We start from the raw sequence: 12,907 nt of genomic DNA, 5'->3' as shown, positions 1-12,907 counted from the left end.
AAGCGCTTAAGCTAACCAGTACTAATTGCTCGTGCGGCTTGACCCTATAACTTTGACAAATCCGTCAAGTTGTTATGCCAAGTGACGCAATCAAACACACAAGCTGATTTGCTCTATGAATTCGCCGTCCTGCACACAATGCTCGACAGCAACCCTTTATGCCTGATGACCATAGCAAGTTGGTCCCACTCCTTCCCATCCCGAACAGGACAGTGAAACGACTTTGCGCCGATGATAGTGCGGGTTCCCGTGTGAAAGTAGGTCATCGTCAGGCTCCTACAGCCCAAACCGCCCTCAGATCATCATTGGTCTGAGGGCGTTTTGCTTTTTGGAGATCCAGATTGTGCAATTGCAAGATATCCTGTATTCCCAAGGGTTTGGCACCAGAAGGGTATGCGCCGGCCTGATCCAGCATGGCCATGTTCAACTGCGTGAGAAAGGCGATGCTGGCGGAGCATGGACTTGCACCGATGCCGGGCTGGACGTCGATCCCGAGGGCTTGACCTTCTATGTTCAGGGCACGGCTTGGCAATGGCACGAGCGGGCCTACGTCATGATGAACAAGCCGGCGGCCGTGGAGTGTTCACAGAAACCATCCACTTATCCCAGCGTCTATACCTTGCTGCCTGACCCATTGCGGCAGCGGCCAGGACCGGGAAAGATCCTCGGCGTGCAGACCATCGGACGGTTGGACCAAGACACGACGGGACTGTTGCTGCTGAGCGATGACGGCAGTTTCATCCACCGCGTGAGCTCTCCGAAGAAACAAATACAAAAGACCTACAGGGTGCACGCCAAGTATGATCTTTCTCAACAGCAGAAGGATCAGCTACTGAAGGGCGTCGTATTGAACGATGATCCGAAACCGGTGATCGCTGTGGACTGCGTCCTCCAGGAAGGCCCGGTTTTCGATCTCACGGTCACCGAAGGAAAGTACCACCAGATCAAGCGGATGGTGGCTGCCGTGGGTAACCGTGTGGAGCAGTTGCACCGCATCCGCATCGGTGGCTTGCATTTGCCCGATGATCTGCAGGCTGGTGATTGGCGGTGGCTCCGTGAAGAGGATGTCCGCAGGATCTTTGAAGGTTGAGCCTCGGGCGTGGCGCTTGGATGTGCAGTGAAGATGGTGGCGTGGTAACGGCTTGGATATGAATATGCGCAAGTGCCCTCGGTGGCTTTTTTCGATCGTGTGCTCCGGCTTCTTCTGGACGGGTGCCGCCTTGGCGACGACCACTCCGCCTCCGGTGTTCGTGCTGAACTCGCTCGATGCCGATGTGAGCATCATCGATCCGGCCACATGGCAGGAAGTGCGGAGGATTCCCACGGGCAAGGAGCCGCACCACATGTATCTCACGCCCGACGAGAAATCCCTCGTCGTGGCGAATGCGCTGGCAGACAGCCTGACCTTCATCGATCCGCGCACCGCGCAGGTGCAGAGAACGGTAAGGAACATCGTCGATCCGTACCACCTCCGTTTCACACCTGACATGAAGTGGTTGATCACTGCGGCGAACCGCCTGAACCATGTGGATTTCTATCGCTGGGATGGCCACGACCTGACGCTGGTTCAGCGCGTGGCCACGGGGCGCACGCCGAGCCATCTCTGGGTGGACAGCGGCAGTCGCGTGGTGTATTCGACCATGCAGGACAGTGACGAACTGGTGGCCATCGATATCGCCACGCAGAAGATCCGCTGGCGCACCAAGACGGGGCCCATGCCCGCAGATATCTATGGCTCCGCTGACGACAAGTTCCTTTTCGTGGGCCTCACCGGCGGCGATGGCGTCGAGGTGTTCGATGTCTCGGGCGCGGAGCCCAGGCTGGTCCAGCGCATCAAGACCGGCAGCGGGGCGCATGCGTTCCGCGGGGCCGGCGACAAGCGTCATATCTTTGTCAGCAACCGCGTGGCCAACACCATCAGCAAGATCGACATGACCACCCAGAAGGTGGTGGACGTGTACCCGGCCCCCGGCGGGCCGGACTGCATGGATGTCTCCCCGGATGGTCGGTGGATCTACGTCAGCGCCCGTTGGGCAAAGAAGATGCTGGTCATCGATACCGTGGAGCGCAAGGTGGTGCAGCGCATCAACGTGGGCAAGTCTCCGCACGGTGTGTGGACGCTCCAGCATGCTCCCCGGTAAGGCCAGGATGCCACGAGCAGGCCAAGTGAGCCGCGCGGGCTTGATCTGTGCGGTGGTCTTGTCCCTGGTGCCGCCTGCGGGCGCGGCGGGTGCTGCATGCGACAAGCCGGTCTATCTGACTCTGGACACGGGTCACATGGGCGTCGCCCCCCTCATCGCCGATGTGTTGAAGCGCCAGCATGTGCTCGTGACTTTTTTTGCTGCGAACGAGAAGACGCAGGAAGGCGACGGCAGCCTGGGCAATTTCTGGGCGGGCTGGTGGAAGGCTCGCGCGGCAGAGGGCCATGCTTTTGCATCCCATACCTACGACCACGTCTATTGGCGTGCGGATGCCGGTCCTGCGGAATCTCCGAGCTTCCGGGTGCGGCCATCGGCCGGCCCGCGGGCGGGCCAGGAGTTCACTGTCACGGCACAGCAGTACTGCGCCGAAATCGCCAGATCCGAAGCACGTCTGAAAGAGATCACCGGGCAACCACCGTTGCCGCTGTTCCGGGCACCGGGTGGAAAAACCTCCGCCCGCCTGCTGGAGGCCGCAAAACGCTGTGGCTACGCCCATGTGGGGTGGTCTCCCGCCGGCTTCCTGGGCGATGAGCTTCCGAGCGAGCGCTACAGCAATCCGGCGCTGCTCCGGCAGGCTCTGGAGCGCATCCGGCCGGGCGACATCCTGCTGGCGCACCTGGGCATCTGGTCGCGCAAGGACCCGTGGGCGCCCGCTGTGCTCGAGCCCCTGATCGAGGGGCTGAAGTCCCGTGGATTCTGTTTCCGCACGCTGCGGGACCATCCCGGGTACCAGGGCTGGATTGCCGCTCATCCCGTGCGGTGAGCGGAACCTGGGCGATCAGGGCGGATCGGAGCGGGGGCTATGGACGGGCTCAGTCAAGTATTCGATATGGCGCAGCAATGGCTGTTCGAGACCATCGTGCAGCCGGCGATGTTCTCGCTCGGGATGGCCAATCTGCTGGAAGACGGCTATGCGGCCACCGGCTGGTTGCTGGTGGGGATCCTGCAACTGGGCGTGATGCTGTGCCTCATCGCGCCGTTGCAGCGGTGGAGGCCCGTGGAGCCGGTGACCGATCGCGCGTCCATCCGTACCGATGTGCTCTACACGCTGATCCACCGGCTGGGGCTCTTCCGGCTCGCGCTGTTTTTCAGCGTGGATCCGCTGTGGGATTCGCTGTTCGGCATCCTCCGGGTCGAGGGCTTCAGCACGTTCCACCTGGATGAGGTATGGCCGGGCGTCACCGACGTGCCCTGGGTCAGCCTGTTGATCTACCTGGTGGTTTTCGATTTCCTGAATTACTGGATCCATCGGGGGCAGCATCATTTCGAATGGTGGTGGAAACTGCATGCGCTCCACCATTCCCAACGGCAGATGACCATGTGGAGCGACAACCGCAACCACCTGCTGGACGACGTGCTGACGGATGCGATCATCGTGGTCGTGGCGCAGCTGATCGGGGTGCCGCCGGGCCAGTTCGTCGCCATCGTGGCCGTAACCCAGCTGAGCGAAAACTTCCACCACGCCAATTTGCGAGTGTGGTTCGGGAAGTGGGGCGAGCGCCTGTGGGTGAGTCCCCGCTTCCATCGCCTGCACCATTCCATCGGCCTGGGTCACGAGGGGCCCGCCAGGAACGGGGAACGGACGCCGGTGCTGGGAGGACACAATTTCGGTGTGCTTCTGCCCTGGTGGGACATGCTGTTCGGGACCGCCAATTTCGAGCTCCGGTACGACCCCACCGGTATCCGTGACCAGGTCGAGGCGGACTCGGAAGGCCGGGTGCGGGACTATGGCCGAGGCTTCTGGCGGCAGCAGTGGCGTGGATTGATGAGGCTGGCCGGCAAGGACTGAAGGGTTTCACCTTCGGGCTATGCTTGCAACCATGAGGCTGCTCATCGATTCGTTCTGGCGCGCCGTGGGTTACTGCCTGCATCCGCGGGTGATTGCCCTCTCGTTGCTGCCGCTGCTGTTGATCGTTCTTCTGACCGGGCTGTTCTGGTACCTGTGGTGGGACGGCGCGGTGGCTTCCCTCGGTGCCCTGCTCGCGGGTTCCGAGTGGCTGTCTTTCCTCTGGGGATGGCTGCAGGGATTCGGGGTGGAGGGGCCGGCGTTGCTGGCGCCCGTGCTGCTGGTGGTTTTGATCACCCCCGCCATCGTCGTGCTGTCGGTGCTCGCGGTGGCGATGTTGATGGCACCCGCGCTGGTGTCTCTGGTCGCTCGGCGCCGGTTCCCGTCGCTCGAGCGCCGGGGCCGCGGCTCCTTTCTGGCGAGCCTGGCCTGGTCGCTGGGTTCGACCGTGGCGGCGCTGGTGGCGCTGGTCCTTTCCATTCCGCTGTGGTTCATTCCTCCGCTGGTGCTGGTACTTCCGCCGCTGATCTGGGGATGGCTGACGTACCGAGTGATGGCTTTCGACGCTCTGGGCGAACACGCCGACAAGGCGGAGCGCGAGACGATCATGCGGCAGTACAAAATGCAGTTGCTGGGCATCGGCGTGGTCACGGGCTACCTGGGGGCTGCTCCCGGCATCGTCTGGGCCTCGGGCATCGTGTTCGCGGCAGCATTCCTGGTCCTGATCCCCGTGGCGGTCTGGATCTATACGCTGGTATTCGCCTTTTCTTCCCTGTGGTTCGCGCACTATTGCCTGGCAGTGCTGGCGCAGTTGCGGGCCTCCGGCTCCGGTGGGCGGGGCGTGGACGCAGTGGCCATCGGGCCTGGCGTGCCTCCAAGTCCGCTTCCCGGGACTTCTTCGACCACCCCTCCTGGACATCAGCCATGACCACGGTTCCATCATTCGGTCTCGTCATCGTCGGTGACGAAATCCTTTCCGGCAAGCGCGCCGACAAGCATCTGTCGAAAGCCATCGAATTGCTGGGTGCCCGCGGTATCCCGCTGGCGTACGCGGACTATGTCGGAGACGATCCCGCGCGCATCACCGCTACGCTGCGAAGGGCTTTCGAGTCCGGCGATGTCGTCTTCTCGTGCGGCGGCATCGGTGCCACGCCGGATGACCACACTCGCCAGTGCGCCGCCAGCGCGCTCGGCACGGAGCTGGAATTGCACCCGGAGGCGGCAGAGCTGATCCGCGAGAGGATGCGGGACGTCGCCCGGGAGCAGGGCGTGCCCTACGAGCCGGACCGCGCAGACAATGTGCACCGGCTGAACATGGGTGTGTTCCCCCGGGAGGCACGAATCATCCCCAACCCTTACAACAAGATCCCCGGCTTCTCGTGCGATGGCCCGGGCGGCGGCACGGTGCATTTCTTCCCGGGCTTTCCGGTGATGGCCTGGCCCATGATGGAGTGGGTGCTCGACGAGCACTGCCGGCAGTGGTTCAACCGCCGGCCGCAGACCGAACGGTCGGTGGTGGTGTACGGTGCCATGGAGGCCGCGCTCACGCCACTGATGGAGAAAGTGGAGACAGGCCATGCCGGCGTGAAGGTGTTCAGCCTGCCCAGCGTGGACCATCCGGTCCATGGCCGGCATATCGAACTGGGGGTCAAGGGCGACTCGGCCCTGGTTCTGCCGGCATGGAATGAATTGCTCCAGGGTTTGCACGATTTTGGTGCGCGCCTTGGCCCCGAATTGGTGCGGAGCACCTGATGCAGGGCCCTGGAGAGAGTGGAGCCCGTTTCTGGTGCATGCCGGGCGACGGGCTGTTGCGGAAGACGTGCATGCTCCGCGTTAGTGCATGCTGGCACGTTATCTGCTTTTTGTAGGCCGTGTTTTTTTCAACAAACGCTAAATCCTGGAGATCCTGATGGCAAAGACCGTTGCAGACGTGATGAAGATGGTGAAGGAGAACGAAGTCAAGTTTGTGGACTTCCGCTTCACCGACACCCGCGGCAAGGAGCAGCACGTCACCGTGCCGGTTTCCCATTTCGACGAAGACAAGTTCTCGTCGGGCCACGCTTTCGACGGTTCTTCGGTGGCGGGCTGGAAGGGCATCGAGGCTTCGGACATGCAGCTCATGCCCGACCCCAACACCGCCAACATCGATCCGTTCTTCGAGGAAACCACGCTGTTCCTGCAGTGCGACGTGATCGAGCCGGGCGACGGCAAGGCCTATGACCGCGATCCCCGCTCCATCGCCAAGCGCGCGGAAGCCTACCTGAAGGCCTCGGGCCTGGGCGACACGGCTTTCTTCGGTCCGGAACCCGAGTTCTTCATTTTCGATGGCGTGCGCTGGAGCAACGAGCCCGGCAAGGTCATGTTCGAGATCGAAGAGTACGAAGCGCCCTGGAACTCCGGCGCGAAGCTGGAAGGCGGCAACCGCGGCCACCGTCCCACGGTCAAGGGCGGCTACTTCCCCGTGCCTCCCGTGGACAGCACGCAGGACATGCGCGCCGAAATGGCCCTGATCCTCGAATCGCTGGGCATCCCGGTCGAGGTGTTCCACCATGAAGTGGCCGGTGCCGGCCAGAACGAAATCGGCACCAAGTTCAGCACGCTGGTCGAGCGTGCCGACTGGACCCAGGTGCTCAAGTACGTGGTGTGGAACGTGGCCAACGCCTACGGCAAGACCGCCACCTTCATGCCCAAGCCCTACGCCGGCGACAACGGCTCCGGCATGCACGTGCACCAGTCCATCTGGAAGGACGGCAAGAACCTGTTCGCCGGCGACGGCTATGCGGGCCTCTCCGACTTCGCGCTGTACTACATCGGCGGCATCATCAAGCACGCCCGTGCCCTGAATGCCATCACCAATCCCGGCACGAACAGCTACAAGCGCCTGGTGCCCGGTTTCGAGGCTCCCGTGAAGCTGGCCTACTCCGCCCGCAACCGCTCGGCCTCGATCCGCATCCCGTACGTGGCCAACCCCAAGGGCCGCCGCATCGAGGCGCGTTTCCCGGATCCTTCGGCGAACCCGTACCTGTGCTTCTCCGCACTGATGATGGCCGGCCTGGACGGCGTGGAAAACAAGATCCATCCGGGCGAAGCCGCCACGAAGGACCTCTACCACCTGCCGCCCGAGGAAGACAAGCTGGTGCCCACCGTGTGCCACAGCCTCGACCAGGCGCTGGAGTACCTGGACAAGGACCGCGGCTTCCTGACCAAGGGCGGCGTGTTCTCGGACTCCATGCTGGACGCCTACATCGAGCTGAAGATGGGCGAAGTCACGCGCTTCCGCATGGCTCCGCACCCGGTCGAGTACGACATGTACTACTCGCTGTGATCAGCGCGGCCCGGGCCTCGTGCCTGGGGGCGAGATGCGACAGGGCGGCTTCGGCCGCCCTTTTTCATGGGCGCGGACTCCATGCGCGGTTCCAGGGGCCCCGCCATACCGGCAGGCGAAGGGGAAGACCCTCCGGGGCGCGGCGATGCATGGCGGCGGCCGGGCGATTGGGGGATACTTCCGGTCAGCTTCCGCGTGCCGACGGCATGCCCCGCGAGGATTTTGAATGACTAAAACTCTCACCGTGCTCATGGCGCTGGCCGCCCTGGCGCCGACCGCCTGGTCCCAGGACCGCATCTACCGCTGCGGCAACGAGTACACCAACAACGTGTCCCAGGCCAGAGAGCGGGGCTGCAAGCTCGTGGAAGGCGGGAACGTCACGGTGGTGCAGGGATCCCGGCACTCCGGCGGCGGCGCTGCACACCCGTCTTCCTCGGGAGGCGGCGGTGCACCTGCAGCGTCGCCGTCCAACGCGCCGCGCGTGGACGCCAATGACCAGCGCGCCCGCGATTCCGACGCGCGTGCCATCCTGGAGGCGGAACTGCGCAAAGCGGAAGCCCGGCTGGCGGATCTGACCCGGGAGTACAACAACGGCGAGCCCCAGCGCACGGCACTGGAGCTGCGCAATCCGCAGGTCTATATGGAGCGGACCGCCGAACTCAAGGCCGCCGTGTCCCGTGCGGAAAGCGACGTGGCCGGCATCAAGCGCGAGCTGGCACGCCTGCCCTCGCCAGCTGGCCGTTGAGCGTGGCCTCGAGCCCTTCCGCGCTCCCTGCCGCGCGTTATGTCGCCCTGGATCTCGTGTCCACGCTGGTGGCCGTGCTGCATCAGGACGGCTCCGTGATGTTCGCGAATGCATCGCTGGAGAACATGCTGGGCCTGTCGCGGCGCACGCTGGAAAGCGCCGACTTCTGCTCCTTCTTCACGGATCCGGCGTTGCTGCAGACGGCCCTGGCCGGGGCCCGCGGGCAGGATTTCGCGGCATTGCGCTTCGAGGCGGGGCTGCGGCGCGGGCCTCTTCAGGAGCAGATACCCGTCCACGTGAACGTGGCGGTGGCAGAGCAGACCGGCGAAATCCTGGTGGAGATGTGGCCGCTGGAAGCCCAGGCGCGGCAGGACCGGGAGGAACGCCTGCGGGAGCAGGCCCTGGCCAACAAGGAGCTGATCCGCAACCTGGCGCACGAGATCAAGAATCCGCTCGGGGGCATCCGGGGGGCGGCCCAGTTGCTCGAGATGGAGCTCGACAATCCGGAGCTTGCCGAATACACCCAGGTCATCATCCATGAGGCCGACCGCCTGCAGAGCCTGGTGGACCGGCTGCTGGCGCCGCACAGGCATCCGCACCTGGTGGGCGACGTGAACATCCATGAGGTGTGCGAGCGCGTGCGTTCGCTGGTGCTGGTGGAGTACCCCCACGGCCTGCGCGTGCAGCGCGACTACGACACCTCGATTCCGGAATTCCGCGGAGACCGGGCGCAGCTCATCCAGGCGGTGTTGAACATCGTGCAGAACGCGGCCCAGGTGCTGACGGAACGCATCGCCACCGGCGATGCCGTGATCACGCTGCGCACGCGCGTCGCGCGGCAGGTGACCTTCGGGCGGCAGCGGTATCGCTTGGCACTGGAATTGCATGTCATCGACAACGGACCGGGCGTACCCGAAGCGATCAAGGAGCGGATCTTCTATCCGCTGGTGACGGGGCGCGATGGAGGGTCGGGGCTGGGACTGACGCTTGCACAGACTTTCGTGCAGCGCCACCACGGCTTGATCGAATGCGACAGCGTTCCGGGTCGCACCGATTTCCGCATCCTCATTCCCTTGCCCTGAGGTCCGGAGACATTCACTTCGAGACAAGGTAGAACTCACACATGAAGCCGATCTGGATAGTAGATGACGACCCCTCGATCCGCTTCGTCCTGGAAAAGGCGCTGGCCCGAGAGAACCTGCCGACACGCAGTTTCACCCACCCGCGCGAGGTGCTTGATGCGCTGGCCGACGTAACGGCCGGAGACCCTGCGCGCCAGGGGCCGCAGGTGCTGGTCAGCGACATCCGCATGCCCGGGGGCTCGGGCCTGCAGTTGCTGGAGCAGGTGCGGCAGCAGCAACCTGGCCTGCCGGTCATCATCATGACCGCGTATTCCGATCTCGACAGCGCGGTGTCCGCGTTCCAGCGCGGTGCTTTTGAATACCTGCCCAAGCCGTTCGACCTGCCCAAGGCGGTGGAGCTGATCCGCCGTGCGGTCGAGGAAAGCCAGCGGGAAGAGGTCACGGAGGAGCGCCAGACCGCCACGCCCGAGATGCTGGGCCAGGCGCCTGCCATGCAGGACGTATTCCGTGCGATCGGGCGGCTGAGCCAGAGTCAGGTGACGGTGCTGATCACCGGCGAGTCCGGCTCCGGCAAGGAGCTCGTGGCCCGGGCGCTGCACAAGCATTCGCCGGTGTCCGAAGGGCCCTTCGTCGCGATCAACACGGCGGCGATCCCCAAGGACTTGCTGGAGAGCGAACTGTTCGGCCATGAACGGGGTGCATTCACCGGCGCCCAGACCCAGCGGCGCGGCCGGTTCGAGCAGGCGGAAGGGGGAACGCTGTTCCTCGATGAAATCGGTGACATGCCGTTCGACCTGCAGACGCGCCTGCTGCGGGTGCTGTCGGACGGGCAGTTCTATCGGGTGGGGGGACATGCCGCGGTGAAGGCGCACGTCCGCGTCATTGCCGCAACGCACCAGAACCTGGAGCTGCGCGTCAAGGACGGGGTGTTCCGCGAGGATCTTTTCCACCGCCTCAACGTGATCCGTCTGCGGCTGCCCGCATTGCGCGAGCGGCACGAGGATGTGCCGATGCTGACGCGGCACTTCCTGCAGCAGAGCGCACGCCAGCTGGGGGTCGAACCGAAGCGTATTTCCGACGCCGCTTTGGCACGGCTTGGGCAATTCTCGTTCCCGGGCAATGTGCGGCAATTGGAGAACATCTGCCATTGGCTGACAGTGATGGCACCCGCCCAGGTGATTTCGCTGCAGGATCTGCCACCCGAGGTGCTGGACGGCCATGCGCCCGTGGATCCGCTGATGTCCAGCGCAGAGGCTCGCCCGGAGATACCGGCGCCTGCGGCCGGGGGGGGCGATGTGCCCGGCTCCGGCATGCAGGCAGGGATTTCCCGGGACGAACGCGGCGCCGGGTGGCCTGCAGGTCTGGCGGGCAGTTGGGCGCCCCAGGGCGGCCATACGCCCGTGCATGCCGCCGCACCCGTGCAGGCGGCGATCGCCCACGGGCCGCTGGGCGAACCCTCGGGCTGGGAGCATGCGCTGGAGGCCGAAGCCCAGAAGCTGCTGGCGACGGGGCAGCCGGAGGTGTGGGACGTGCTCACGCGCCGGTTCGAATCGCGCTTGATCCGTACGGCGCTGTCCGCGACCCACGGCCGGCGGATGGAGGCCGCGCAGCGTCTGGGCATCGGTCGCAACACGATCACGCGCAAGATCCAGGAGCTGGGCCTCGGCCCTTCCGACGATCCGGTGTCCTGACACGGATGGGGCATATCCGGTCGCGATCGGTTTGCTCCTGTTTTCGTAGCAATAGGATGAGATTGGGCGAATGTTTGCTCATCCGTTCCGCTGGCGCCTCTCCTACAGCGCAGCCACGCACGCGCCGACCCTCCGGACAAGCGGTGCCTTCCACAATCAGTGCACTGTTCAACCAACCGGAGCGAATTCATGTCGGATTTCAACGATGCAAACCGCGACCCCCTGACCAATGAGCCTGGAGCCCATCCCGTGGGAACCGGGGTTGGCGCCGCAGGCGGTGCCGTTGCCGGCGCGGCGGCGGGGTCCTTCGGCGGGCCGATCGGCGCAGCCGTGGGCGGCGTTGCGGGCGCCGTGGTCGGCGGCCTCGCAGGCAAGGCTGCTGCAGAGTCCGTGAACCCTACGGTGGAAGACGCCTACTGGCGCGAAAGCTACCAGCGGGAGCCGTACTACCGCAATGGTCGCACGTACGACGAGTACCGCCCTGCCTATGAACTGGGCTGGAGTTCCGTGGGGCGCTACGAAGGAGACTTCGATACGGTGGAGCCCCATCTGGCGCGTGACTGGGGCCAGGCGCGGGGCACCAGCGGCATGGAGTGGGACGAGGCACGTCCGGCGACCCGTGCCGCCTGGGAGCGTGCCGGCAGTGGCAGGACCACCACCGCGGGCGGAGCCGGTGTGGGCGCCGCCGTGGGCAGCATGACGCAATCCACGACGGGCGATACCGCACTGGTGGACAACGACGACGTGGTGGACGTGCTGGACGATCTGCTGGAGTCCTGCCGCGATGGCGAATACGGATTCCGCGCATCGGCCGAGCATGCCGAATCCCCCGAACTCAAGGGCATCCTGCTGCGCCATGCCAGCGAGTGCGCTGCCGCGGCCGCGGAGCTGGAGCGCGAGATCCGCAACCACGGCGGCGAACCGTCGAGCGGCGGTTCCATGTCGGGGGCGCTGCACCGGGGCTGGGTGTCCGTGAAGACTGCCTTGAGCACCCGTGACGACAAGGCCGTCCTGGAGGAGTGCGAGCGGGGTGAGGATGCCGCTGTGGCGCGTTACCGCAAGGCGCTCAAGGCTTCGCTGCCCGCTTCCGTACGCAGCCTGGTCGAACGCCAGGCGGAGGGTGCCCAGCGCAACCACGACGAAGTTCGCGACCTGCGGGACCGCTATAAGGCTGCGCCCTGAGTTCAGTCGGTAGGCATTGCCTGCCCGCCGCTGGCAGGTGATAAGCCGCGAAGCCCGCAGCCGCGTTGCGCTGCGGGCCGCGGCTTTTTTGTTTTGCGCGTTGTCGGCTGGCAGTGTCAGCCGAGCGTGGCCACGACCGGCGCGTGGTCGCTGGGCTGCGGGTTCTTGCGAGGTTGCCGGTCGATCGTGCACGCGGTGACTTGGCCGCGCAGGGCTTCGCTCACCAGGATATGGTCGATGCGCAAGCCCCGGTTCTTCTGGAAACCCAGCATGCGGTAGTCCCACCACGAGAAGCTTTTCTCGGGTTGCTCGAACATGCGGTAGGCGTCCGTGAGGCCCAGTTGCAGAAGGCTCTGGAAATGGGTGCGCTCTTCCACGGTGTGGTGGATGGTGTCTTTCAAGCCCACGGGATCGAAGGAGTCACGGTCTTCCGGCGCTACGTTGAAGTCGCCCACGAGCACCAGCCGAGGATGGGCGAGCAGTTCCTCCCTGACCCATCGGTGCAGCGCGGCCAGCCAGAGCATCTTGTAGGCGAACTTTTCCGTGCCCGGGGCCTGGCCGTTCACGAAGTAGCAGTTGATGAACCGGAGCGGGCCTTGGGGCGTGTCCAGCGTCGCCGCGATCACGCGGGCCTGGGTGTCTTCGTGCCCGGGGATGTTGCGCACCACGTCGCGTACGGGCGTGCGGCTCAGGATGGCGACCCCGTTGTAGGTTTTCTGCCCGAAGCTCACGGCGTGGTAGCCGGCGGATTCGAAGGCATCGTGGGGGAATTTCTCGTCCACCAGCTTGAGTTCCTGCAGGCCGATGGCATCCACGGGGTTGTCGGCCAGCCAGGCCAGCACCTGGGGCAGCCGTATGGAGAGGGAGTTGACGTTCCAGGTGGCCAGCTTCATAG

The 12,907-nt window shown here is 64.7% G+C and carries 12 protein-coding genes and 1 rRNA gene; 12 read left to right on the top strand and 1 reads right to left on the bottom strand.

Going from position 1 to position 12,907, the window contains the following annotated elements; all coding sequences use genetic code 11:
- The first annotated feature begins 161 nt into the window (after positions 1-161).
- From rrf to BLR99_RS05520, 12 genes are all read left to right on the top strand, one after another.
- A 5S ribosomal RNA gene (gene rrf, locus BLR99_RS05575) occupies positions 162-274 on the top strand.
- A gap of 69 nt (positions 275-343) precedes the next feature.
- The gene (locus BLR99_RS05570; protein ID WP_041827868.1) at positions 344-1,090 is read left to right on the top strand and encodes a pseudouridine synthase; all 747 of its coding nucleotides are present in this window, start codon (positions 344-346) and stop codon (positions 1,088-1,090) included.
- 64 nt (positions 1,091-1,154) lie between these two features.
- On the top strand, positions 1,155-2,141 hold the full coding sequence (locus BLR99_RS05565) for a YncE family protein (protein WP_017438009.1): 987 nt from the start codon (positions 1,155-1,157) through the stop codon (positions 2,139-2,141).
- Entirely contained in the window at positions 2,128-2,964 is an 837-nt protein-coding gene (locus tag BLR99_RS05560; protein WP_011794579.1) for a polysaccharide deacetylase family protein, read from the top strand. The genes BLR99_RS05565 and BLR99_RS05560 overlap by 14 nt, the downstream gene beginning before the upstream one ends.
- Before the next feature lie 39 nt (positions 2,965-3,003).
- Positions 3,004-3,990 carry a sterol desaturase family protein gene (locus BLR99_RS05555; protein ID WP_011794580.1) on the top strand — a complete coding sequence of 329 codons (987 nt, stop codon included), beginning with the start codon at positions 3,004-3,006 and terminating at the stop codon, positions 3,988-3,990.
- Between the two features lie 31 nt (positions 3,991-4,021).
- Positions 4,022-4,915, top strand: coding sequence for an EI24 domain-containing protein (locus tag BLR99_RS05550; RefSeq protein ID WP_011794581.1), 894 nt, complete (start codon positions 4,022-4,024; stop codon positions 4,913-4,915).
- Positions 4,912-5,739, top strand: coding sequence for a competence/damage-inducible protein A (locus tag BLR99_RS05545; protein WP_011794582.1), 828 nt, complete (start codon positions 4,912-4,914; stop codon positions 5,737-5,739). The genes BLR99_RS05550 and BLR99_RS05545 overlap by 4 nt, the downstream gene beginning before the upstream one ends.
- A gap of 157 nt (positions 5,740-5,896) precedes the next feature.
- Positions 5,897-7,312: a type I glutamate--ammonia ligase gene (gene glnA, locus BLR99_RS05540; RefSeq protein WP_011794583.1), complete on the top strand. Its 1,416-nt coding sequence runs from the start codon at positions 5,897-5,899 to the stop codon at positions 7,310-7,312.
- Positions 7,313-7,538: 226 nt separating this feature from the next.
- The gene (locus tag BLR99_RS05535; protein ID WP_011794584.1) at positions 7,539-8,057 is read left to right on the top strand and encodes a hypothetical protein; all 519 of its coding nucleotides are present in this window, start codon (positions 7,539-7,541) and stop codon (positions 8,055-8,057) included.
- Between the two features lie 2 nt (positions 8,058-8,059).
- Positions 8,060-9,139, top strand: a complete 1,080-nt coding sequence (glnL, locus tag BLR99_RS05530) for a nitrogen regulation protein NR(II) (protein ID WP_170838022.1) — start codon at positions 8,060-8,062, stop codon at positions 9,137-9,139.
- 41 nt (positions 9,140-9,180) lie between these two features.
- Entirely contained in the window at positions 9,181-10,830 is a 1,650-nt protein-coding gene (ntrC, locus tag BLR99_RS05525) for a nitrogen regulation protein NR(I) (RefSeq protein WP_011794586.1), read from the top strand.
- A gap of 189 nt (positions 10,831-11,019) precedes the next feature.
- Complete coding sequence (locus BLR99_RS05520) at positions 11,020-12,012, top strand: ferritin-like domain-containing protein (RefSeq protein WP_011794587.1); 993 nt, start codon at positions 11,020-11,022, stop codon at positions 12,010-12,012.
- A 116-nt stretch (positions 12,013-12,128) separates the two neighbouring features.
- Here the strand turns inward: BLR99_RS05520 and xth are convergent, their stop codons facing one another.
- Positions 12,129-12,905: an exodeoxyribonuclease III gene (xth, locus tag BLR99_RS05515; RefSeq protein ID WP_011794588.1), complete on the bottom strand. Its 777-nt coding sequence runs from the start codon at positions 12,903-12,905 to the stop codon at positions 12,129-12,131.
- Positions 12,906-12,907 lie beyond the last annotated feature (2 nt).

The organism is Paracidovorax citrulli (assembly GCF_900100305.1).
In the GTDB taxonomy this organism is placed as follows: Bacteria; Pseudomonadota; Gammaproteobacteria; order Burkholderiales; family Burkholderiaceae_C; genus Paracidovorax; species Paracidovorax citrulli.
Note: the sequence above shows the minus strand (reverse complement) of the source record. Positions and strands in the feature narration are given on the sequence as shown.

Coding starts and splice junctions, on each gene's coding strand:
- BLR99_RS05535 (WP_011794584.1), top strand. CDS start 7,539: ATGACTAAAACTCTCACCGTGCTCATGGCGCTGGCCGCCCTGGCGCCG.
- BLR99_RS05560 (WP_011794579.1), top strand. CDS start 2,128: ATGCTCCCCGGTAAGGCCAGGATGCCACGAGCAGGCCAAGTGAGCCGC.
- BLR99_RS05555 (WP_011794580.1), top strand. CDS start 3,004: ATGGACGGGCTCAGTCAAGTATTCGATATGGCGCAGCAATGGCTGTTC.
- ntrC (WP_011794586.1), top strand. CDS start 9,181: ATGAAGCCGATCTGGATAGTAGATGACGACCCCTCGATCCGCTTCGTC.
- xth (WP_011794588.1), bottom strand. CDS start 12,905: ATGAAGCTGGCCACCTGGAACGTCAACTCCCTCTCCATACGGCTGCCC.
- BLR99_RS05550 (WP_011794581.1), top strand. CDS start 4,022: ATGAGGCTGCTCATCGATTCGTTCTGGCGCGCCGTGGGTTACTGCCTG.
- BLR99_RS05545 (WP_011794582.1), top strand. CDS start 4,912: ATGACCACGGTTCCATCATTCGGTCTCGTCATCGTCGGTGACGAAATC.
- glnA (WP_011794583.1), top strand. CDS start 5,897: ATGGCAAAGACCGTTGCAGACGTGATGAAGATGGTGAAGGAGAACGAA.
- BLR99_RS05520 (WP_011794587.1), top strand. CDS start 11,020: ATGTCGGATTTCAACGATGCAAACCGCGACCCCCTGACCAATGAGCCT.
- BLR99_RS05565 (WP_017438009.1), top strand. CDS start 1,155: ATGCGCAAGTGCCCTCGGTGGCTTTTTTCGATCGTGTGCTCCGGCTTC.